Origin of the sequence: Micromonospora sonneratiae (assembly GCF_042679305.1) — a bacterium.
Lineage (GTDB): Bacteria > Actinomycetota > Actinomycetes > Mycobacteriales > Micromonosporaceae > Micromonospora_H > Micromonospora_H sonneratiae.
Genome location: NZ_JBHTMP010000018.1, coordinates 17,128 through 38,026, shown reverse-complemented (window position 1 = coordinate 38,026; position 20,899 = coordinate 17,128). Strand labels below are relative to the sequence as shown.

The following is a 20,899-nucleotide window of genomic DNA, read 5'->3' as shown; positions in this document are numbered from 1 at the left end:
CGGACGTTATCCCACCATCTATCCACGCCGGTAGACCCCGGAGACGGCGTTGACCTAACCGTTACACGCCGTTGTCGACCGACCCCGGTGACTGTAAGAGGCTCCCGGCCGACCGCCCGACCTCAGCCGCACCCTGCGGTAACGCCCGACCCCGGAAGCGGTCCTGAACACCGCGAAGACTAAGTAAGGACCAGTCGACATATTCCCCCTTACCGATACGACTCTCGGACGACACCCGGCCAGCAAAAGAGATTCGTCGATCAACTAGTGGATCCCGGTCAGCCACATCGTCGCGCCCCCCGCGTCGTCCACCGCCAGCAGCAACCGGTCCCCGGCGGTCGCCACCGCGATCCCGGAGTCACCGTCCAGCCGCGCCGTACCAAGTGGAGCGACAATCCGTCGCCATGATCCACCGTGGTCGGTCGAGGTCCACAGCTCGTGTCCCGACCCGTCTACGACGGCCACGACGAGCCGGTCACCAGCCACGGCGACGCCGCGCACCGAGGGCAGGCCCGGACCCGTGACGGTGCCGAACCGACCCACCCTCGCCCAGCCGTCGCCACCCGCCCGCCAGGCCCCGAACCTCCCGTCGGACAGCCCGACCGCGACCGGCACACCGTCGACAGTGGCAACACGCTGTAGTTCGCCGGAGCCACCGGCCACCGGGACGTCCAGCCGTCGCCAGGTCCGGCCGTCCCCGGAGGCCCAGGCGACCGGTTCGGGAGTGGTACGACCGGTGTGCCGTACCGCGCCGACCGCCAACCAGCCCTGCGTCGTCGCGACCGCGTCGAACACCCACGTCCTGCCCCGCGCGTCGCTGGCCAACTCCGACGCGCCGTCGACGAGCTCGAATTCCGTGGCGTCCGCCGACAGCCAGACCGCAGCCCCCCGTACCCGGTTGCCCACGATCAGCCAGCCGGGCGGTCCGCCGACCATCCGGGCGACGTTCACCGCCTCCGGCCCGCCGAAGCGCTCGAACGGCGTCGGCACCTCCGCCAGCCGCCCCTCGTCGGCCTGGGCCCAGGTGCTCACCCGGGGATTGCCGTGTACCCCACCGACCTTCGACCCGATCGCGGCCAACCGGCCGTCGCGGCAGGCTGCCGCGTAGAGGATGTTCTGCCGGCCGTAGTGGGACGTGCCGGTGACGGCGAGCGCGGTCCACGTCCGTGCGTCCGTACTGGCCCAGGCCGCCGGCCGGGTAGCCCCGTCGGCGGCCCGCACCGCACCCACCGCAAACCACCGCCCGGCGCAGGCGGCCACGTCGCGTAACACCAGTCGGCCCGGTGGCCCGGCGGGCGGCGGCAGCGCAACCGCCGACCAGCCCGGGCGGAACGGCTCCACCTCACCGGGGGTGGACCCTCGACAGCCGCCAGCCAGCATCGTGATCACCAGGACCACGGCGACGGTACGCCACGTACGGGCCACGCCGACGATCCTATATAGGCCGTCGACTATCCAGGTGGGACCGGATGCGGGTCAGCTCGGGGTCGGGGCGTTCTCGCCGGCGTCCCCGCCGATACCCTCGGCGATGATCCGCTCAGCGACCTCACGCATCGTCATCCGATGATCCATGGCGGTACGCTGGATCCACTTGAACGCCTGCGGTTCGGTCATCCCGTACGTCGTCATGAGCGCGCCCTTGGCCCGCTCGACGGTCTTGCGGACCTCCAGCCGGTCGGTCAGCCCAGCCACCTCGGACTCGAGCGCGGAGATCTCGGAGTAGCGGGAGAGCGCAATCTCGATCGCCGGCACCAGGTCGCTCTTCTGGAACGGCTTGACGAGGTAGGCCATCGCGCCGGCGGCCCGGGCCCGCTCGACCAGATCCCGCTGGCTGAACGCCGTGAGGATGATCACAGGCGCGATCCGGTTGCCGGCGATCCGCTCGGCAGCCGCCAATCCGTCCATGATCGGCATCTTGATGTCGAGGATCACCAGATCCGGCTTCAGCTCTTCGGCCAGGCGTACGGCGGTCTCCCCGTCGCCGGCCTCCCCGACCACGTCGTAGCCCTCTTCGACGAGCATCTCAGCCAGATCCAGCCGGATGAGCGCCTCATCCTCGGCGATCAGCACCCGCCTGCGCTCGGCACCCGCCTGTGTATCGGCCACGGACCCCTACCCCCACCGTCATTCCGGAACTGCCACCACCCATGCTGCCGCATGAGCCTAGTCGGGTACAGTGAGGCCCAGCCGCCGGGATGGCGGTGCCGGGATGGAGGAATCGGCAGACTCGGATGCCTCAAAAGCATCTGCCTGAAAGGGCGTGCGGGTTCGAGTCCCGCTCCCGGCACATCAGTCGCCCACCCGTCTCCAACGGGTGGGCGGATTCATCTGGCCCCTTCAGATCTCCCTGACTCGGATCCCCCTGACGCTCCTCGCCGTCGTCACGGGAGAGATCGGGGGCTCAGAGCCGCTCAGCTGGGGCTGGTCCACCAGGGGGTCGTACCGGACAGGTCCCGTACCGCGTTGGTGACGCAGTCGACCTCCCCGCCGACGAGGCCGAACGTGTGCGAGTACTCCCACGTCTCCACCCAGCCGGTCCGCACCCCGACGCGGTCCAACGCCCGCTCGGCCGCCCGCTGGAACACGTCCACGCCGGTACGGTCCCGTGGCCCGTGCTGCTTGGGCGCCAGATAGGTTCCGGTGCCGGTACTGACCCCGTTGGCGGCACCCGGCAGATAGAGGTAGGTGAGACCGTCCCGGGGGTAGCCGTCGATCGAGATGTGGCTGAAGAGCGCGGGGACCCGTACGATCTCCGACTCGGTCAGTCCGGTCTCCCGGCGGAGAATCCCGAGCGCGCGGTTCACGCCGATCGTCGCCAGTCGTGTCCCCTCGCGCAGTTCGGTCCTGCCGACGGCCTCGGCGACGGTCAGTCCCGGATCCTCGGTCAACTCGGGCGCAACGCCCTGGACCAGCCGCTGACCACCAGCCCCCTGCGAGACCAACCGCTCGAGCAACCGCAGACCCAGGCCGGGATCGGCCACCAGCAGCGCCCAGCCCCGGGAGTTCCGGGCCGGTACGAAGGCAAGGAACTCGTCGGTGTGCCCCACCGCCAGCCAACTGGTGTCGACCACGACCGGAGCCTGGTAGCCCTGTGCCGCGAGCATCCGGGTGAAGGTCGGATCGGGTCCGAAGTCCGTGCCGGCGCGGGCACCGTAGAGCATCCGCCCGGTGCGGTGCACTCCGTACGGCGGGATGGTGTCGAAGTTGCCAGCCGAGTCGAAGGTGCCGTTGCGGTACTGGGCCGGGTCGGCGACCCGCTGCGGGTCGTACTGCTGCACCGCCCCGACGTCCGGGCCCCGCAGTCGGGTGAACGCCCCCCGAGCCGACGGACGCAACGGACGATCGGCGGACCAACCGTCCGGGTTGGGGTTGGCGACCCTCAGATAGATCGTCATCCGCTGTTCTCGCCCACCCGGTCCCGGTGCCGACAGATAGGCGGGCTCGAACAGGTCCTGCATCCAGATGTCGTCACCGACGACCGGGTACTCCAGGAACGGCCGGCGCACGCCCGCCTCGACCAGCTCACGGCGCAGGTCCCGGCGGAACTGGTGCTCCCCCGGACGCTCCGGTAGCGGCGTCATGTCGGCCACCATCATCTGTCGCACGGGCAGCAGTCTGTGCTGGAACAACAGCGGCGCCACCCGTAGCCGGACCTGGTCGGACCGGGTCACATCGCCCCGCCGGGCCCGCAGCGTGACATCGGCGGTCCCGTCCCACCCGGCGGGGTCCCGCACGATGTCACGCGCCTCGGCCGCCAGGGTGACGCCGTACCGCAGCTCCCGGGAGGTCAGTTCCGTGGTCGGACCGAGTGGGCGGTATCCACCGTCACGGCGGGCGAAGAGGCGTATCCGGGTGGTGGAGACGCTCAGTGTGGCCGAGTCCGCCAGCAGCGGCTCGACCCGCAGCGGGGCCAGATCCATCAGGTCGGCCGTCCCGTTGACCACCTCGTCGGCCGCATCGTTGCAGGCTGCCAAGGCATCGTCGCTCAAGCTCTCCCCGGGCGGACACCGGCGTTGGTCGTCGTCGAGGTTGGGCAGGACGATCGCACCCCGTCCGGCGGTCCACAGGTGGCGGTCCCGGTCGTCGTCGGCGGACAGGACCCCGTCCCGGTTCACGTCCGCCCGGAGCAGGACCCGGGTGGCCGCGAAAGCAGGCATCGCGGGGATGGTCGTCGCCACCGTCAGCAGGACCAGGCCGATGGCCCTTCCCTTCATCCCGTTCCTCCCAGCTGATCGCACGAAGCCAGACAGATAGACAATCGCAGATTTTTCAGCGCGTCCATACCCTGCTACCAGCCCCACGAGCAGCGCCCGGGTCGTCATCTGCCCGGAAGAGCTTGCCCAATGGCGGAATCCCTGGTCGGCTTAGCCAATGGCAACGCACATGGATCCCGACGAGTTCCGCCGCCACGGACACGAGGTCGTGGACTGGATCGCCGACTACTGGTCCGGCCTGCACGATCGTCGGGTAACTCCGAACGACCCACCGGGCACCGTCACCGCCCGGCTGCCAGCGACACCACCGGAATACGGCGAGGGCTTCGAGCAGATCCTCGCCGACCTAGACACCGTGATCGCGCCGGGACTGACCCACTGGCAGCACCCCGGGTTCTTCGGCTACTTCCCGGCGAACACCAGCGCCCCGAGCGTGCTCGGCGACCTGGTCGCCGCCGGGCTGGGCGTACAGGGAATGCTGTGGGCCACCGGGCCGGCCTGCACCGAGGTCGAGACGGTGATGCTGGACTGGCTGGCACACCTGCTGGACCTGCCGCCCCGGTTCCGGTCCACCGGGCCCGGTGGTGGGGTCATCCAGGATTCCGCCTCCTCGGCCACCCTGGTGGCGACCCTCGCCGCGCTGCACCGGGCCAGCGGTGGGGAGTGGCGGATGAGCGGCGTGACGCGACGCTACCGGGTGTACACCTCGACCCAGGGGCACTCCTCGATCGAGAAGGCGGCCCGGCTGGCCGGGCTCGGCGACGACGGGGTACGCGCGGTCGAGGTCGACGAGACACTGGCGTTGAGCCCGAAGGCCCTGCGTACGGCGCTTGAGGCGGACCGGGCTGCGGGGGTCGTACCGGCCCTGGTGGTGGCGACGATCGGAACCACGTCGACCACGGCGATCGACCCGATACCCGAGATCGGTGAGATCTGCCGGGAGTACGGCGTCTGGCTGCACGTCGACGCCGCGTACGCCGGTGCGGCTGCGGTCTGTCCGGAGTTCCGCTACACGCACTCCGGCCTGGAGTACGCCGACTCGTACTGCTTCGACCCGCACAAGTGGCTGCTCACCGGCTTCGACTGTGACGCGTTCTGGGTCGCCGACCGGGCGGAACTGATCGAGGCGCTCAGCGTGCTGCCGGAGTACCTCCGAAACGCGGCCACCGAGTCCGGTGCCGTGATCGACTACCGGGACTGGCAGGTGCCGCTCGGCCGCCGGTTCCGCGCCCTGAAACTGTGGTTCGTGCTGCGCTGGTACGGCGTCGAGGGGCTACGGGCGCACATCCGGTCGGGTGTGCAGCTGGCTGCCTGGTTCGCCGACCGGGTAACGGCCGACGAACGCTTCGAGGTGGCTGCCCCACACCCGTTCTCCCTGGTCTGCTTCCGGCTGCGGGCCGGCGACGAGGCCAGCTCCGAACTCCTGACCCGGGTGAACGCCACCGGCAGGGTGTATCTGACGCACACCCGGGTGGCTGGCCGGTACACCCTGCGGCTGGCGGTCGGGTCACCGCTGACCACGCACCGGGATGTCGCGCTGGCCTGGCAACTCATCGCGGAGCTGGCCGGCCAGGACGGGCCTGGGCACGTCGACCGGGACGCGGTCTGACGACCCGTCGGGCGCAGCGTCCGACGATCCACCCGGCGCCAGGCTCGACGGCCCACCCGGCGCCAGGCTCGACGGCCCACCCGGCGCCAGGCTCCCGCCGGAGGTGGTGGGGCGCCGCAGGGCCCGGATCGCCAGCACGAGAGCGGTCGACCACCCGGCGGCGAGGACGAGGTATCCGACCGTCTGGACCGGACCGGCCAGCTCGAAGCCCCGCATCAGGGTTCGCGCGTTGGTCAGCACGATCACTCCGCCGATCGCCGCCCCGAGCAGTTGTGCCGGTACGACGCGTACCAGCCAGGCCGCTATCGGAGCGGCGATCAGGCCACCGACCAGCAGCGCCACCACGGTCGCCCAGAGGAAGCCGTCGGTGCCCAGGCCGAGCAGGAAGCCGATGCTGGCTGCCGCGGCGACGAGGAACTCGCTGGTGTCCACCGACCCGATCACCTTTCGCGGTTCCAGCCGCCCGGACACCATCAGGGACGGGGTGGCCACCGGTCCCCAGCCGCCCCCGCCGGTGGCGTCCACGAAGCCGGCGACCAGGCCGAGCGGGGCGAGGAACCGGCTACGCAGCGGGCGGCTGTTCGGGGTCACCGTCGGCAGTGGTCGGGCGAACCTCAGCAGCAGGTAGCCGCCGAGCAGGAACAGGATTCCGGCCATCCACGGGGCCGCCACCTCGGTGGAGATGGAACTGAGGAAGGTGGCGCCGGCGAACGCACCGATCGCGCCGGGCAGCGCGATGCGGCCGACAACGCGCCAGTCCACGTTGCCGAACCGCCAGTGGGACACACCGGCGGCAAGGGTGGTGCCGATCTCGGCCAGGTGTACGGAGGCCGATGCCGTGGCGGGTGCGACTCCGCTGATCAGCAGCAACGTCGAGGAGGTGAGTCCGTACGCCATGCCCAGCGCCCCGTCGACCAACTGCGCGACCAGGCCGACCAGCGCGAGGATCAACAGCTTCCGCATGCGCGCTCCCGAGTTTTCGACATAACCTACTGACTTAGTCGAGAATGCGGGTAGTGGGCAGCCAGGGTCAATCCCTTACCGAGGGCTGGGACGGATACGTCCGGGTGGCGGTCGGGGGCCGACCGGGGATCGTCAGCTCCAGGCGGCCGGGTCAGCGGCCAGCTTGCGTACCCGATCGGGCAGTTTGCCGCTGGCCACGTCGGCGATGGTGACCATCTCCAGAATCTCGCGCTCGCTGGCCCGCAGCGCGATCCAGACCTCCTGCAGCGCGCGGGCCGCTCCCTGGTAGCCGAGGTCCTCCGGGCGCTGGCCCCGCACGTGCGACAGCGGACCGTCCACCACCCTGATCACCTCGGCCAGCGAGATCTCCGTCGCCGGGCGGGTCAGCCAGTAGCCGCCTTCGGGACCACGCTGGGCGTGCACGACGCCACCCCGGCGCAGTTGCAGCAGGATGCTCTCCAGGAACTTCGGCGGGATGTCCTGGGCTCGGGCGATCTGCTCGGCGGTGACGGGGCTCGGTCGGCGCCCCGGCTCACCGCCCTCGGTGTCCCGTCCGACGACCACGGCAAGCTCGACGATGGCACGTAACGCGTAGTCGACCCGGGCGGAAAGACGCATGTCGGAGAGACTAACCGACCGGCTCAGGCACCCACCCGGCGCAGCAGTCCCTCCTGTACGACGCTGGCGATCTGCCGACCGTCGGCGGAGAACATCCGACCGGTGGCCAGCCCACGCGAACCGGACGCCGACGGGCTCCAGCAGTCGTAGAGGAACCACTCGTCGGCCCGGAACGGACGGTGGAACCACAGCGCGTGGTCCAGGCTCGCGCCCACCACCCCGCCGGGGCCCCACACCTCGCCGTGCACCGACAGCACCGAGTCCAGCAGTGTCAGGTCCGAGGCGTACGTCAACGCGCAGGCGTGCAGCAGCGGATCATCGGGCAGCTTGCCGTCGATACGCATCCAGACCCGCTGGTGCGGATCGGCCGGGCGGTCACCAGGGCGTACCCAGCCGGGCTCGCCGACGTACCGCACGTCGATCGGGCGGGGGATGATCGACCAGACGCCCAGCCGCTCTGGATAGCGACCCAACCGGTCGACCATGGTGGGCACCTCGTCCGGACCGGGCACGTCGGGCGGGGCCGGCGCGTGATGGTCCAGCCCCTCCTCCGACACCTGGAACGACGCCGACATGAAGAAGATTGGCTTCTCGTGTTGCAGCGCCACCGCCCGGCGTACGGAGAACGAACGCCCGTCGCGGATGTTCTCCACCTCGTAGGCGATCGGTTCGGCCGGATCACCGGGACGGACGAAGTAGCCGTGCAGCGAATGCACCAACCGGGCCGGGTCGACGGTCCGCCCGGCGGCCACCAGGGCCTGTCCGGCGACCTGGCCCCCGAACACCCGCTGCGGTCCGACCGACGGGCTCATTCCCTGGAAGGACATCTCGCCGGTCCGGTCCAGGTCGAGCACCTTGAGCAGCTCGTCGACCGCGGCCTGACCGACGAGGACGCCTTCCTCCTGGGTCACCGGATCACCCGTGCCACCGCTGCCGCGTGGTTGAGCGAACCGAGTTGGTGCACCCGCAGGGTGTTGGTGGAGCCGGGCGTGCCGGGCGGGCTGCCCGCCACGATCACCACATGGTCGCCGGGCTTGGCCCACTCGAGGTCGAGCAGCGCCTGGTCGACCTGCCGGAACATGTCGTCGGTGTGTTGAACGAACGGCATGAGGAAGGTCTGCACGCCCCAGGAGAGGGCGAGCTGGCTGCGTACCTCCGGCACCGGGGTGAAGGCCAGCAGTGGCAGGTCGCAGTGCAGCCGGGACAGTCGCCGTACGGTGTCACCGGTCTGGGAGAAGGCGACCATCGCCTTGGCGCCGATCGCCCGGGCGATCTGGGAGGCGGCAATGGTCAACGCCCCACCGTGGGTACGGGGATCGTGCTGCAACCGGGGCACACCGAGCGAGCCGGCCTCGGTGGTGCTGATGATCTTGGACATGGTGTCCACAGTGAGGATCGGGTAGCGTCCGACGCTGGTCTCGCCGGAGAGCATCACCGCGTCCGCACCGTCCAGCACCGCATTGGCGACGTCCGACGCCTCGGCGCGGGTCGGCCGGGAGCTCTCGATCATCGAGTCGAGCATCTGGGTGGCGACGATGACCGGCTTGGCGTTCTCCCGGCACATCTGCACGGCCCGCTTCTGCACCAGCGGGACCTGCTCCAGCGGCAACTCCACGCCGAGGTCACCGCGGGCGACCATGATCCCGTCGAAGGCGGCGACGATCGCCTCCAGGTGGGTCACCGCCTCGGGCTTCTCGACCTTGGCCAGCACCGGCCGGTGTACGCCGACCTCCTGCATGATGGCCTGCACCAGCTTGATGTCCTCGGGCGACCGCACGAACGACAGCGCCACCAGGTCGACCCCGAGGCCGAGCGCGAAGCGCAGGTCCTCGGCGTCCTTCTCCGACAGCGCCGGCACGCTCACCGCGACGTTGGGCAGGGAGACACCCTTGTTGTTGGAGACCGGACCACCCTCGGTCACCAGGCACCGGATGTCGTTGCCGTCGACCGCGCTGACCTCGACCGCCACCCGGCCGTCGTCGATCAGGAGCCGGTCGCCGGGGCGTACCTCCTGCGGCAGCTTGCGGTAGGTGCAGGAGACGCGGTCCTTGCTACCGAGGATGTCGTCGCCGGTGATCACCACGGAGTCACCGGTACGCCACTCGTGCGGACCGTCCGCGAACCGGCCCAGTCGGATCTTCGGCCCCTGGAGGTCGGCCAGCACGGCGACCGCCCGTCCCGCTCGCTTGGCCGTCTGGCGGACCAACTGGTAGACCTGCTCGTGATCGGCGTGGCTGCCGTGGCTGAAGTTGAGCCGGGCCACGTCCATGCCAGCCTCTACCAGCCCCCGGATCCGCTCCGGCGACGAGGTGGCAGGGCCAAGGGTGCAGACGATCTTCGCGCGGCGTGTCACGCCCATCAGGCTAGTCTCTCTCCCGGATCGACCCACCAGCCGACCCTGTCGGAATTCGGATCAGTTGTTCTCAGCGTCGCGCGGTGCGCGCAACTGGCCGCCGGGTGGCTTCCACGGGGTCACGTGGGTCGTCACACCGGAGGCGCTCTGGGCGGGCTTCATCGACCGCAGCGCCGGAGATCCTACTCCTCGACGGAACGGCACGCGCAGGGCGTTGCGTGCCGCACCGGGCCCGGCGCCCGACGGGACAGCGACGACTGAACACCTGTTCAATCTATTGAACGCTCTGACAGCCGCTTCACCGGCGCACGAAGCTCTTGGCGGATCGTGTTCGGGCGACAGTGGCGGATCGACCGGTTCGGCTGGCTCTACGAGCGCCTGACGGGCGCGGAAGTAGCTACTGGATGACCAGGGATCCCACAAGCGGCACAACTGACAGAAATCCGACTGACTACATGGGTCTCACAAAAGCGGTGACTACGGTGAGGTTCAGGGCTAATCGCCCAAGTTGACTCTTTCCCTCGGGTCATGACATCACCCAACAAGGAGGAGAGAAGATGGCTATCCGGACCGCCTTCGCCACTCTCGCCGCACTGTCCTGCCTGGTTGGCGCAACCGCACTGGCCGCCGCACCAGCCACCGCCACCGCAGGTGCCGACCCATCGGCGCAGCACTGCGTCGTCAACCTCGACAGCCAGAAGGTCGCCTGCGCAGCCGACCCGCAGCAGGCCCGGCAACTCAGCGACGTGGGACCCACGGCGCTGACCATCGCGATCTTCTACGCCGGCACCGGCTACACCGGCGCGACACACACCTGGGTCCAGTCCCGCAGATGCACCCCGGGATACGACGCCGAGTGGCAGTGGGACAACCTCGCCGAGATCGGCTGGAACAACCGGCTCAGCTCGGTACGCACCTACAACCGATGCGACGTCAAGCTCTACGACGGTTTCAACTTCAAGGGTGCGTCCTCGGTGTGGATCGACGGATCGTCGAACCTCGGAAAGATCGGCAGTGGCTGGAACAACCGGGCGAGTTCCGTCAAGTTCTCCTGACCCGATCCGGCCCGACCCGAGTCGGTCCCGCGTCCCGCCGGTGGCTGCTCCGCAACCAACGGCGGGACGCGGGATCAGACCGCGTAGGTCGCCGCCATCGCGGTGACGGTTTCCGCGATCCGCTCCCGCAGTTCGATGGGGGCCAACACCTCGGCGTTCGCCCCGAGCCGCAGCAGCATGCCGGTGGCGTGCTCGACAGACTCGATCGGAATCACGACCCGCAGCCAGCCATCGCGATCCGTGGGTTCCGCACTCTCCCGGGCCGCCCGTGCCACCCCAGGCTCCACCAGGTCTGGAAGGTGCGCCAGCAGGTCTGCCGACAGCCGTACGACCGCCACGCCGCGCTGTCGCCGTACGTCGAAGTCGTCCAGGTAGGCCCGCCAGTGCCCGGCCAGGTCGAATCCGTCCGGCCGGTCGAACCGCGTGTCGAGGGTCCACACCCGGCGGATCTGGGAGACCCGGTACGTACGGATGCGGTCCGTTCCCCGCGCCACCAGGTACCAACGACCGGCCTTGAACACCACGCCGTACGGCTCCAGCGTGCGGATCACGTCCTGTGGTGCCGTCCAGCGGTGGTAGCGCACCCGGATCCGGCGTTGATGCCACACCGCGTCCACCACGGCGGCCAGATGCGGGGTGGGGTCCGGTGCCGAGTACCAACCGGCCGGGTCCAGATGGAAGCGCTGTTGCAACACGTTGGCCCGGTCCCGCAACTCGTCCGGTAGCGCCGCCATCAGTTTGAGCTGGGCAGTGGCCAGGACGGTGCCCAGCCCCAGATCGGCGGCCGGACCGGGCAGCCCGGCCAGGAACAACGCCTCGGCCTCGCCGGCGGTCAGGCCGGTGAGCCGGGTGCGGTAGCCGTCGACCAGCCGGTAGCCGCCGTCGTGGCCGGCCTCCCCGTACAACGGGACGCCGGCCGCGGCCAACGACTCCATGTCGCGATAGACGGTACGAACCGAAACCTCCAGTTCGTCGGCCAACTGCTGGGCGGTCAACCGCCCCCGTGCCTGGAGCAGCAACAGGATGGACAGCAGTCTGCTGGCACGCATGGTGGCAAGTTTGCCGCGCTCCACTGACACGGGTTGTCAGGGGACCCGGAATAACCTGCCGGTCTGGTCGCTCGTCCGAGCAGGCCAGACGACTCATGGCAAAGGACCGGTACATGACCATCCTGTCCACCCGTCGGCCCGGTGTTGGCGACTTCGACTTCCTGGTCGGGACCTGGGAGGTGGCCAACCGTCGGCTGCTGCGGCCCCTGACCGGGAGCACAGAGTGGGACGAGTTCCCGGGCACCGCGGTGTGCCACGCTCCCCTGTTCGACGGGGCGGCCAACCTCGACGAGATCATCTTCCCCACCAAGGGGTTCCGTGGGCTGACCCTGCGACTGTTCGATCCGCAGCGGCAGGAATGGTCTCTGAACTGGGCAAACAGTCGTACGGGTCGACTGGAGCCACCGGTGGTCGGCAGGTTCGGTGACGACGGAACCGGAAGGTTCCACGGTGACGACACCTACGACGGCACACCGATCCGCTGCCGCTTCGTCTGGTCGCGGATCACCTCGACCTCAGCTCGCTGGGAACAGGCATTCTCGACCGACGGTGAGCAGAGCTGGGAGACCAACTGGGTAATGACCATGACCCGGTCGGACCGGGCGGGTGCAGCGGCATGACCACATCAGCACAGGTCACCGGAGCCGGTCGAGGTACCGCCGAGCGGCTGAACGTGGTCGAACTCCGGCAGTACACGTTGCGTGCGGGTCGACGGGACGAACTCCTCGAACTGTTCGACCGGGCGTTCGTGGAGACGCAGGAGGAGGTCGGCATGGCCGTACTCGGACAGTTCCGGGACCACGACGATCCGGATCGTTTCGTCTGGTTGCGCGGCTTCCCGGACATGGCCGTACGCCAGCGGGCGCTCACCGCCTTCTACGACGGGCCCGTCTGGGCAGCGAACCGGGAACAGGCCAACTCCACCATGGTCGACTCCTCGGACGTACGGCTGCTCCGGCCGTATCCGGCCGACGAGGGTTTCCCGGTGCCTTCGGCGGCCCGGCCACCGGTCGATTCCCCCGACCCGGATCGGCTGGTCGTCGTGACCATGTGGTTCCTTCCGTCCGCTCCGCAGGAAGGCATCGACCTGATTCGGGACGGGTTGGTCACCGTCATGGGAGAGACCGGGCCGGCGCCACTGGCCATGCTCGTCACCGAGACCGCCACGAACACGTTCCCCCGACTACCGGTCCGCACCGGTGAGAACGTCGCGGTGGTCGTCACCTCCTACCCTGACGCGAACGCCCACCGCCACCACGCCGCCGAGGTACACGCGCACCCGACCGCGCGTCACGATCTCCTACCGAAGCTCACCCGGATCCAGTCGAGGGCGCCACAGAGCATCCGGTTGCGGCCCACCGGCCGTTCGCTGATCCGCTGATCCGCTGGCGACCAGCCGGCCCCGGGGGCGCAGGCCGACGGTCAGGGCGCAAGGGGTTCGCCGACACCCGGTCGGGTCCAGCGGGCCACCAGTTCGGCACCGTCGTCCTCGGTCTCGCCGGTCTCCTCGAAGCCCAGTGAGGCATAGAGGGCGCGGGCAGCGGTGTTCTCCGCCGGGTAACTGAGCGCCACGTTCGGGCAGTCCGGATCGGCGGCGAACCGGTCGACGAGTTGCCGTAGGGCGGCACGGGCCACCCCGGCACGCTGCGCGTCGACGTCGACGACGAGGCCGCCGATCCAGCGACTCCCGTCGTCGTCGACACCCCACATGACGAACCCGACCACCACGCCGTTCCTGGTGATCGCCAGCGGTTGCCAGGTCGTCCCGTACGCACACAGGCACAGGTAGTAGGTCACCGGCATCACGAAGTCGGACTGGTCCGGTCGTACGCGGAGAGCGGCGCACTGCCGCCAGTTGTCGGCGGTCACGGGGACGAGCTGGATGGCAGCAGAGTTGTCAGGCACCCGGCCATCCTGGTCAAACGCCGAGGTCGCGACCAGTGATTTTGCCTTCTCGGCCGGGAGGTCGCCCGGTGGCGGACCGACGGGTCAGCCGCCGGGGCCCTCGGCGAGCACCGGGAACGCACCGAAGACGCAGGCAGCGGCGGGTACGACGAGAAAGCAGATCAGGAAACCGAGCCGCAGGTAGCCGGACGGCTGCTGGCCGACCACGATGCGAGGCTTGCCCCAGGCGTTGAGCACCAGATAACCGCTGAAGAACGCCACGGCCGGGAGCCCGGCACCGGACCAGGCGATCGCCGTGAACCAGCTGCCCAGGTCCCGCTTGTCGATCTGCTGGAACAGGATCACACCCATGATCACGGCAATCAACGCGAAGCCGCCGTAGACGGTGATCGCACGGGCGACCGGTGACCAGCCCGGCAACAGGGGTGGCCGTTGGGCCAACGTCTCGACCCGTGAGGCGACCGCGTCGGCGGTGTCCGCCGCCTGCCGGGCCAGGTCGAGGGCCCGTACCGGATCGACCGGAGCGGGTCGCGGCGCGGGTACCGGACCGGCGGCGGCTGGTTGTTGTGAATGGGGTGGCCGGGCCGGGTCGGCGGACAGCGCCAACCGGGTCGGGCCGGCGGGCAGTACCGGATGCTGCCCCGCGACGGGCAGAGCGGGCTGGCCGGGGACGAGCTGGCCGGGCGGGCCGGGCACCGGCAGGGCTGGCTGACCCGGCATCACCGGATATCCCGGCCCGGCTGCCTGCGGACCGGTGTCCGGTGGTGGGGAGAGCTGCTCCCCGATCGCCTGGGCGATCTGTTCCAGACGCTGCCGTTGCAGCACCAACCGCTGGCCGAGCCGGTCGGCTCCCGTCACCACCGCGTCGCGCTGCTGGGCGGCCAGCGCCGCCGTACGTTCCTCGGAGCGTTGCAGTTCGTGCAACTGGCGGGCCAGCGCCGCGTACTCGTCGAAGCTCGCCACGTCAGAACACCTCATCCAGCTCTCGCCCGGGGCGGACGTACGGCACGATCAGCCGGGTACGTTGGTCGTGCCGGTCGACCAGCAGCGCCCGGTTGGCGCGGGGTGTGTAGGCCAGATCGTGCACGCCCAGGTACATCCCCAGCTCGGAGCCGGGCACGTTGAGCGCCACCAGGCAGGCGATGTCGTCCCGGTTGTGCGCGCCGCCGATGTCGTCGGACAGCCGACGCAGGCCACGCCACCAACCCAACAGGTGCACGCCGTAGCCCGGCCCCTGACGCAGCATGGCCCGCAGGTCGTCCAGTCCGGACCTGAACGTGACCGGATCGCTGAGCCCGAGGGCCGCACCGGCGGCATCCATCCCGAAGACCACCAGGTACGTCCGGCCGCCGGCTGACGGACCGGCCGGGGGTGCGGCGTACTCCCCCACCCGTTCCCGCAGTGCCGCCGCGTCGAGCTGGGTCACCTCGTGACCGGCTGCCGACAGGGCCGATGCGGTCTCGTCGGCCACCGCGTCGGCGGTGGCGACCAGCGGAGCCAGCAGGAACCGGGCGCTACCCGGCTCATGCTGCCGGGCCACGCTGAGGGTGGCGGCGTGCAGCACGTCGGCACCGGTCGGTGCGGTGCCGACGACCGCCAGGTGCCGGCCCGGGGTCGCGTCGAGCGGGAAGTAGGCGCTGGAAAGGTCTACGTCGACCACCCGGCCAACCAGCGACAATGGCCGCCGACCGCCGGGCAGCAAACCACGGTACGTGGGATCGTCCTCGACGTGCGTCGACTCGTACCCCTTGAAGATCGCCGGGGGTCGGGCGGCGGCTTCCCGCCGCTGCCACAGCTCGTGCCGCAGCGCGGCGACCTGTGCGGCGTCGGCGTGCGCGTTGGGGAACCGGACGACGGTGTTGGCGCGCGGCTGACCGGCCGACGGGTTGATGACCGCCGACCCGATTGGCAAACTTCCTGCGGCGTCGTTGAGCGGATCGAGCACCCCGGAACCGCCGGGCAGCGCCACCCGCAGCGGGAACTGTCCGAAGATCGAATCCGTCTTGCCGTAGAGCGCCTCGATGCCGGACATGCTCTGACTGGCCAGCACCAGGTGGATGCCGTACGACCGGCCCTTGCGAGCCAGTTCCTCCAGCAGGGTCACCGCCTCCCGGGCGACCGCGTCGTTACCGGCCAGCAGAACGTGGAACTCGTCGATGACGGCGACGATCCGGGGGGTGGGAGTGTCGGTGTCGCGGCGCAGGTCGGCCAGTTTGGTCACGCCGTGCCGCTTGAGCGCGGCGGCCCGCCGGTTCATCTCCCGACGCAGCTCGCGCAGCACCGCCACGCCGTACTCCCGGTCGGACTCGATACCGACCGAGCGGGCGTGCGGGATCCACGACGGGTCGCGCCCGGTCGGCACGAACTCGGCGAAGCTGACGCCCTCCTTGAAGTCGAGCAGGTAGAGGGCCAACTCGTCCGGCGAGTAGCGGGCCGCCAGGCCATAGAGGACGTCCAGCAGGAAGACTGTCTTGCCGGCACCGGTCCGTCCACCCACCAGCCAGTGCGGGGTCACGTCGTCGAAGGCCAGCTCGATCGACGTACGGCCGTCGCGGCCGATCATCGTACGGACGCCGTCGGCCGAGGAGCCGGTCCAGCGCTGCTCGGGCAGCAGATCGGCGAAGCTCAGGGCGGTGGCCCGCCGTACGGTGTCCCCCAACTCGGCGGCCAACCGGTCCACCAGGGCGGCCGGCGGGTCGCCGTCGAGGCGTACCGGGGCGGCCAGTCCGCTCCCGTCGTCGCTGTACGTCTCCCCGGCCGGGTCACCGACCTGCGCGTACTTCCCGGACATCCGGACCCGCGTGGTGCTGCCCAACTGCGGCGGTGCGATCCCGCCGGAGGATGGTGGCGGGTAGCCGGCGACGATCACACACACGCCGGCCGGGGCACCCGCGTGGGTGAGCGCGGCCAGCCGGGTCAGGTCCCGCCCCTCGGGTGCCGAGGTCAGCACCAGCAGGAGCAGTTCGTCGACGTCACGGGCATCATGCTGTTCGACCCGGGCGTGCTCCTCCACGATGTCCAGCAGGTCGGCGACGTCCTGTTCGGAGGTGACCGGCTCGGCCAACAGGCCCGCCTCAATCAGTGGCCGAAGTGGCACGAAGGTCCCGCCCAGGGCGGCGGTGTCAGCGGTGAGCACCCGTAACCGGCCGGGCTGGGCGGCGGCCAGCAGCCGTACGACCAGCCGCCGCAGCAGCGCCGCGACCTGCGGATCCCGGGCGTCGGCGTCGATCGCCAGATGCGCGCCGCCGGCCAACGGCACCAGGGCCGGAAACGACCCGTACGCGGTCGTGGCCGTGCCGAGACGTACGGCGATCCGGCCACGCAGGTTCTCCGTACCGAACGGGGGTTCTGCCGTCGGGTCGTTGTTGGACCTGCCGTCGCCGCCAAGCCAGCCGGTGGCCAGCACCTCGCCGATGGCCCGGAGACGGTGCACGGTATCAGCGGTCACCCGACCGGCGGCGTGCCCGGCGGCTGCCTGCTCGGTGGTGTCGGTCAGGGCGGCGCGGGCGGCGGCCAGATGCGTCTGGGCATCCCGATGGGCCGTGACCGCACGATTGAAGGTGGCTGTCAGCCTGCCCACCGCACCCCCACCGTGTCGGCGTCCTGTGTAGTCAGGGGAACACTATCCGAAGCACAGATCGGCACGACAGTCCCAGGTGGGCGCGGCACAATCCTCACCGTGCGTCCACTGGACAGGTGGACAAGCACCGCGCAGTGCGTTCAGCGTCGCGTTGGCGGAGGTGCGGCCATCTCTCACCTGACTGTGCTGCGAAACCAGCCGGCGCTGTTCGGGTCGGTAACCTCCAATCCGACCGCGTGGCGTCTGTGATCACAGTTGGACGAGCCGCTGGTGGCAGCCCTGCGCAGCATGCGGGCGCAGGGCCGTGAAATCGCCTAGGCTCAGCGCGCCGAGGTCCACGACAGCGTGGTGCCGTGGGTCAATGTGGTGCCAGGCCTCACCCCCAGCGGTGCAACGGGCCCGCCACGCAATCACGTCTGACAGGGCCCGCCACCCGGCGAGCGACCTCCGTATTGGGCAGCCCTCAGCCGCCAACAGCACCAACCAGGCCCGCGGCACATGCCCAGCCGGCATTTCAAGCTGACACGCATCGTCGCGTTGAAATACCCTTGGCAGGGATGGCCACATCTAAAGCCACCCACACGCTTTAGCCCTCAGCAGCAGCCATCAACTTACCCTTTCACTCTAGGCGCTCCCCGTTAATCTCGCCGCGAACCCATTGGATGCATTCCGGCCGTTCCCCGGTACCCGTGCGACAGAACTCTTCAAGGGCCGCGCGGACTCGAATCACAGGAAGGGTACTGCGCGAGTCATAACACAGCGGGCAGCCTGGATCAGATAAAACCTTGGGATCAAAGTCGGGCGGGACCGGATTGTCGGAAACCCAGCACCATTGAGACTTCTCATCTCCATCCGTCGCAGCGCGCCCGGGGCTTACGTACCAAACGAGCCCACCGTAGCCAGTCGACGAGTTGACACCAACTCGAAGATAGTTGTCCGGCCACCAACCCCGGGTCTCCGGGGTGTGACGCCGGTCAGCAAAGCTGAACGACACAGGATCACCGACGCCAACCCCTGGGATCGACAATCCCTGCCCTCGAACAACCCCTTCAATAAGCTTGATCATTTCCGGCCACGTCTCAGCATAATGATACGTCGCACCGATACGGAGGTTAAGGATCAAGCCGCCCTCCAAAGTGAGCTTGGCTCACTAGCTCCCATTTCCCACACCCTCATTACAGAATCAAGAGGAAGAATCGCGCGCCCCGCGCTTGATGCCGGTCCCACAACTTTGCCGGGGCCTTGTTGGTGGCGGCCGGTTAACCGGCCGCCACCAGCAAGCGCTAGAGCTCAAACGGCTTGTACTCAAGCGCTCTCTCGACCACTTCTTCATCGGAGAGTTCAGGGTCTTCGAAGAAGATCAGATTGACAACTCGCGGGTGGACGAGCAACCTTTCCAGTTCATCAAACAGCGGACCGGACGCCTCGTCCGGAAGCCGTGGATCACGCAACTGGCGAATGAGCTGAAGCGCTCGCTCGCGTCCGGCCTCGTCCAGGTATCTTTTAGCCATTCCCGTAATGATAGCCCGAATCGAGGATCTGGGAGTGATAGAGGGGTGTGACAACAACAGATTGTCCATATCGTACACACCGCCGCCGTGCTGAATTGGCTGGACATGATGCAACACCAGGTTCTTGCCACCGCCGTGCCGTTGCTCCTTTACCACGAATAGCGAGTCGCCGCTCCGCATGCGGCCGATGCTCTGCGGACTGAAGCCCGCCGTAAGGTCGGAGCCGTTCGCCACCTCCTTCCAGAACACCTCACGGAAGTCCTTAACGAGTCGAACGTGCGACCGCGCATTCGATCGGCGACTTGGCTCGGGAACACCCCGGCATTCCCTCCGATCCGCGGATCCAGTTGCTGCCATTCACAGCCCTACCATTGCCGGCTGCGACGCCAGGCGAGTTCCGCAGCTCGGTGGCCGACGGACCGCAGGTGCAATTGGTCCATTGCAGTTGTGTACAAGGACCGGCGTGTCACCGGCGATCACATAGTACGTGTGGGTATTGGCGACGGTGAGGTCGCGCATGTTCTTGTTGCCGTCGAAGTTGTGGACCTTGACGACGGTGACCTCGCGTCCAGGACCGCCGCCCCCCATGCCAGCACCGGTGCTGTCGCCTTCCAGGCGCTTCTCGTCGTGGACGAGGGGACATTGGCCCGCCTTCAGCTGCGCAGCGTCAACCCACTGCTGATCCGTGGAATCCCAGAACGGGTGGTTCAGGGTTGTCTTCAGAACCGTTGTCTTGCCGGTCTTGCTATCCCGGACGGTGACAACAGCGAGGTCCTTGTCCTGGTTGAGATGCAGACGAGTAATCTTCTCTCGCTTCGTCTGCCCAGTAGCGGGGTCGGTAGCGGTGACCTCGTCACCCAACTCGACATCCTCGATGGGCTTGGTGGATCCGTCCGCCATCAAACCCGGGTTGCCGGATCGAAACTATGGCAACCCGTCGGGCCCGACCCATCATCCGTACGTGGACGTGCCGGCGTTGATGAGGAACCGCGCCCCCCGCTGCTGACCCCCTTGGCCGCCGCACTGGACCCAGCCCCTGAACCAGCCCCAGACGCCGAACTGCCACCGCCGGACGGTCGGTTCGTCGCACCCGGAATCCGCTTCGCGGCTGCCCCTCCGAGCTTGGCCGCCCCGCCAAGAACCTTGCCACCAAGGCCGCCGGTAACCCGGCTGAGACCAGCGGACAGGGCACCATCGGGAGGCCGCCCTCGATCATCGGTGCCGACCAGGCCACTCCACGAGAATTTCTCGTCACACGGGAAACGTCGACCATGTATCCGACTCCGGCCGACATCGCCCCAGCGACCGCCCCGGCGACGATGAAACAACCCACGCCAGTCGCACACAACGCCCCGACCCCCTGCCAGGAGACACTCGTCGACCGATGGCCTCCGTAGCCACTGAGTGCACCCACGCCAGGGAACGGCTCATGGCGACGTGGTCGATACCAGATCCGACCGCACCAGGCTGTACAGCACCCCGTCGTGCCACCGACCGTCGCGGAAACCGGCGCCACGCACCACGCCCTCCCGGGTGAATCCGGCCTTCTCCAGTGCACGCTGTTCGGCCACGTTGCCGATCTCCGTACCGGCCTCGACGCGGTTCACCGTCGTGTGTGCGAACAGGTACTCGGCCAGCAGCCGTTGCGCCCTGCTCCCGTAGCCCTTGCCCCTTGCCTCGGGCGCGAGGAGTGCGCCGATGTTCCAGTAGTGACTGGACCGGGTGGCCTGGATCCGGCGCCAGGAGACCAGGCCGGACCTGGCCGTACCGGCATCTACGATCAGCAGGCCCCCGTCGTCGCTCAGCAGGCCGTTCTCGGCCCAGCGCTGGCGGTACGTGTGTGGGCTGTGCCAGCCGTACCACTGATGTTCACCGCTTGCGGCGGGGTCGTTGGAAAGGCTGTTCAGAAACGTCAGGTCTTCTTCCCGGGCCGGGCGCAGCGACACCTCGACATTCATGATCGCCACATTACAACCCACCATTCAAATGTTCACAATCGTCGATTAGGTTGGCCAGGTTGCGCGTACCCGATGGAGGGAGTC

At 68.9% G+C, this 20,899-nt stretch carries 19 protein-coding genes, 1 tRNA gene and 1 pseudogene; 6 read left to right on the top strand and 15 right to left on the bottom strand.

The window, feature by feature from the left end; translation table 11 throughout:
- Window positions 1-264: 264 nt before the first annotated feature.
- On the bottom strand, window positions 265-1,425 hold the full coding sequence (locus tag ACFQ4H_RS13960; protein WP_377570837.1) for a WD40/YVTN/BNR-like repeat-containing protein: 1,161 nt from the start codon (window positions 1,423-1,425) through the stop codon (window positions 265-267).
- Between the two features lie 51 nt (window positions 1,426-1,476).
- Window positions 1,477-2,106, bottom strand: a complete 630-nt coding sequence (locus tag ACFQ4H_RS13955; RefSeq protein ID WP_377570835.1) for an ANTAR domain-containing response regulator — start codon at window positions 2,104-2,106, stop codon at window positions 1,477-1,479.
- A 97-nt stretch (window positions 2,107-2,203) separates the two neighbouring features.
- Between ACFQ4H_RS13955 and ACFQ4H_RS13950 the strand changes: the two genes are divergently transcribed.
- Window positions 2,204-2,287: transfer RNA gene (locus ACFQ4H_RS13950), tRNA-Leu, on the top strand.
- A 124-nt stretch (window positions 2,288-2,411) separates the two neighbouring features.
- Here ACFQ4H_RS13950 and ACFQ4H_RS13945 read toward each other — a convergent pair.
- Window positions 2,412-4,214 (bottom strand): protein-arginine deiminase family protein, encoded by a 1,803-nt coding sequence (locus tag ACFQ4H_RS13945; RefSeq protein ID WP_377570833.1) that lies wholly within the window; start codon window positions 4,212-4,214, stop codon window positions 2,412-2,414.
- Between the two features lie 157 nt (window positions 4,215-4,371).
- On the opposite strand from ACFQ4H_RS13945, the gene ACFQ4H_RS13940 reads away from it, so the two are divergent.
- Window positions 4,372-5,823: an aminotransferase class V-fold PLP-dependent enzyme gene (locus ACFQ4H_RS13940; RefSeq protein WP_377570831.1), complete on the top strand. Its 1,452-nt coding sequence runs from the start codon at window positions 4,372-4,374 to the stop codon at window positions 5,821-5,823.
- Here the strand turns inward: ACFQ4H_RS13940 and ACFQ4H_RS13935 are convergent.
- From ACFQ4H_RS13935 to pyk, 4 genes are all read right to left on the bottom strand, one after another.
- Entirely contained in the window at window positions 5,722-6,786 is a 1,065-nt protein-coding gene (locus tag ACFQ4H_RS13935) for a sulfite exporter TauE/SafE family protein (RefSeq protein ID WP_377570828.1), read from the bottom strand. The genes ACFQ4H_RS13940 and ACFQ4H_RS13935 overlap by 102 nt on opposite strands.
- Window positions 6,787-6,918: 132 nt before the next feature.
- Window positions 6,919-7,404, bottom strand: coding sequence for an RrF2 family transcriptional regulator (locus tag ACFQ4H_RS13930; RefSeq protein WP_377570826.1), 486 nt, complete (start codon window positions 7,402-7,404; stop codon window positions 6,919-6,921).
- 23 nt (window positions 7,405-7,427) lie between these two features.
- Window positions 7,428-8,315: an acyl-CoA thioesterase gene (locus ACFQ4H_RS13925; protein WP_377570823.1), complete on the bottom strand. Its 888-nt coding sequence runs from the start codon at window positions 8,313-8,315 to the stop codon at window positions 7,428-7,430.
- Complete coding sequence (gene pyk, locus ACFQ4H_RS13920; protein WP_377570820.1) at window positions 8,312-9,763, bottom strand: pyruvate kinase; 1,452 nt, start codon at window positions 9,761-9,763, stop codon at window positions 8,312-8,314. The genes ACFQ4H_RS13925 and pyk overlap by 4 nt, the downstream gene beginning before the upstream one ends.
- Before the next feature lie 551 nt (window positions 9,764-10,314).
- On the opposite strand from pyk, the gene ACFQ4H_RS13915 reads away from it, so the two are divergent.
- Window positions 10,315-10,812: a hypothetical protein gene (locus tag ACFQ4H_RS13915; protein ID WP_377570819.1), complete on the top strand. Its 498-nt coding sequence runs from the start codon at window positions 10,315-10,317 to the stop codon at window positions 10,810-10,812.
- Between the two features lie 74 nt (window positions 10,813-10,886).
- Here ACFQ4H_RS13915 and ACFQ4H_RS13910 read toward each other — a convergent pair whose 3' ends face one another.
- Window positions 10,887-11,861, bottom strand: coding sequence for a helix-turn-helix transcriptional regulator (locus tag ACFQ4H_RS13910; protein ID WP_377570816.1), 975 nt, complete (start codon window positions 11,859-11,861; stop codon window positions 10,887-10,889).
- 113 nt (window positions 11,862-11,974) lie between these two features.
- Here ACFQ4H_RS13910 and ACFQ4H_RS13905 point away from each other — a divergent pair, with 113 nt between their 5' ends.
- Window positions 11,975-12,481 carry a hypothetical protein gene (locus ACFQ4H_RS13905; protein WP_377570814.1) on the top strand — a complete coding sequence of 169 codons (507 nt, stop codon included), beginning with the start codon at window positions 11,975-11,977 and terminating at the stop codon, window positions 12,479-12,481.
- Window positions 12,478-13,242 (top strand): NIPSNAP family protein, encoded by a 765-nt coding sequence (locus tag ACFQ4H_RS13900; protein WP_377570812.1) that lies wholly within the window; start codon window positions 12,478-12,480, stop codon window positions 13,240-13,242. Before ACFQ4H_RS13905 ends, ACFQ4H_RS13900 begins: the two co-directional genes overlap by 4 nt.
- A 41-nt stretch (window positions 13,243-13,283) precedes the next feature.
- Here ACFQ4H_RS13900 and ACFQ4H_RS13895 read toward each other — a convergent pair whose 3' ends face one another.
- The 3 genes from ACFQ4H_RS13895 to ACFQ4H_RS13885 form a co-directional block, all read right to left on the bottom strand.
- Complete coding sequence (locus ACFQ4H_RS13895; protein ID WP_377570810.1) at window positions 13,284-13,766, bottom strand: GNAT family N-acetyltransferase; 483 nt, start codon at window positions 13,764-13,766, stop codon at window positions 13,284-13,286.
- Between the two features lie 84 nt (window positions 13,767-13,850).
- On the bottom strand, window positions 13,851-14,729 hold the full coding sequence (locus tag ACFQ4H_RS13890; protein ID WP_377570807.1) for a hypothetical protein: 879 nt from the start codon (window positions 14,727-14,729) through the stop codon (window positions 13,851-13,853).
- Between the two features lies 1 nt (window position 14,730).
- On the bottom strand, window positions 14,731-17,346 hold the full coding sequence (locus tag ACFQ4H_RS13885; protein ID WP_377570805.1) for an FtsK/SpoIIIE domain-containing protein: 2,616 nt from the start codon (window positions 17,344-17,346) through the stop codon (window positions 14,731-14,733).
- 156 nt (window positions 17,347-17,502) lie between these two features.
- On the opposite strand from ACFQ4H_RS13885, the pseudogene ACFQ4H_RS13880 reads away from it, so the two are divergent.
- A pseudogene (locus ACFQ4H_RS13880) lies at window positions 17,503-17,661 on the top strand (IS1380 family transposase); the annotation flags it as partial.
- Window positions 17,662-17,965: 304 nt separating this feature from the next.
- Here the strand turns inward: ACFQ4H_RS13880 and ACFQ4H_RS13875 are convergent.
- The 4 genes from ACFQ4H_RS13875 to ACFQ4H_RS13860 form a co-directional block, all read right to left on the bottom strand.
- Window positions 17,966-18,412, bottom strand: a complete 447-nt coding sequence (locus ACFQ4H_RS13875; RefSeq protein WP_377570997.1) for an Imm1 family immunity protein — start codon at window positions 18,410-18,412, stop codon at window positions 17,966-17,968.
- Window positions 18,413-18,629: 217 nt separating this feature from the next.
- Window positions 18,630-19,214, bottom strand: a complete 585-nt coding sequence (locus ACFQ4H_RS13870; protein WP_377570803.1) for a hypothetical protein — start codon at window positions 19,212-19,214, stop codon at window positions 18,630-18,632.
- Complete coding sequence (locus tag ACFQ4H_RS13865) at window positions 19,215-19,757, bottom strand: polymorphic toxin-type HINT domain-containing protein (RefSeq protein WP_377570801.1); 543 nt, start codon at window positions 19,755-19,757, stop codon at window positions 19,215-19,217.
- A 527-nt stretch (window positions 19,758-20,284) separates the two neighbouring features.
- Window positions 20,285-20,815, bottom strand: coding sequence for a GNAT family N-acetyltransferase (locus ACFQ4H_RS13860; RefSeq protein ID WP_377570800.1), 531 nt, complete (start codon window positions 20,813-20,815; stop codon window positions 20,285-20,287).
- Window positions 20,816-20,899: the final 84 nt, after the last annotated feature.

Excerpts from the sequence above, each read along its gene's own strand:
- ACFQ4H_RS13945 (WP_377570833.1), bottom strand. The coding sequence starts at position 4,214 with ATGAAGGGAAGGGCCATCGGCCTGGTCCTGCTGACGGTGGCGACGACC.
- ACFQ4H_RS13940 (WP_377570831.1), top strand. The coding sequence starts at position 4,372 with ATGGCAACGCACATGGATCCCGACGAGTTCCGCCGCCACGGACACGAG.
- ACFQ4H_RS13935 (WP_377570828.1), bottom strand. The coding sequence starts at position 6,786 with ATGCGGAAGCTGTTGATCCTCGCGCTGGTCGGCCTGGTCGCGCAGTTG.
- ACFQ4H_RS13930 (WP_377570826.1), bottom strand. The coding sequence starts at position 7,404 with ATGCGTCTTTCCGCCCGGGTCGACTACGCGTTACGTGCCATCGTCGAG.
- pyk (WP_377570820.1), bottom strand. The coding sequence starts at position 9,763 with ATGGGCGTGACACGCCGCGCGAAGATCGTCTGCACCCTTGGCCCTGCC.
- ACFQ4H_RS13915 (WP_377570819.1), top strand. The coding sequence starts at position 10,315 with ATGGCTATCCGGACCGCCTTCGCCACTCTCGCCGCACTGTCCTGCCTG.
- ACFQ4H_RS13910 (WP_377570816.1), bottom strand. The coding sequence starts at position 11,861 with ATGCGTGCCAGCAGACTGCTGTCCATCCTGTTGCTGCTCCAGGCACGG.
- ACFQ4H_RS13905 (WP_377570814.1), top strand. The coding sequence starts at position 11,975 with ATGACCATCCTGTCCACCCGTCGGCCCGGTGTTGGCGACTTCGACTTC.
- ACFQ4H_RS13900 (WP_377570812.1), top strand. The coding sequence starts at position 12,478 with ATGACCACATCAGCACAGGTCACCGGAGCCGGTCGAGGTACCGCCGAG.
- ACFQ4H_RS13875 (WP_377570997.1), bottom strand. The coding sequence starts at position 18,412 with ATGATCAAGCTTATTGAAGGGGTTGTTCGAGGGCAGGGATTGTCGATC.
- ACFQ4H_RS13870 (WP_377570803.1), bottom strand. The coding sequence starts at position 19,214 with ATGGCAGCAACTGGATCCGCGGATCGGAGGGAATGCCGGGGTGTTCCC.
- ACFQ4H_RS13865 (WP_377570801.1), bottom strand. The coding sequence starts at position 19,757 with ATGGCGGACGGATCCACCAAGCCCATCGAGGATGTCGAGTTGGGTGAC.
- ACFQ4H_RS13860 (WP_377570800.1), bottom strand. The coding sequence starts at position 20,815 with ATGAATGTCGAGGTGTCGCTGCGCCCGGCCCGGGAAGAAGACCTGACG.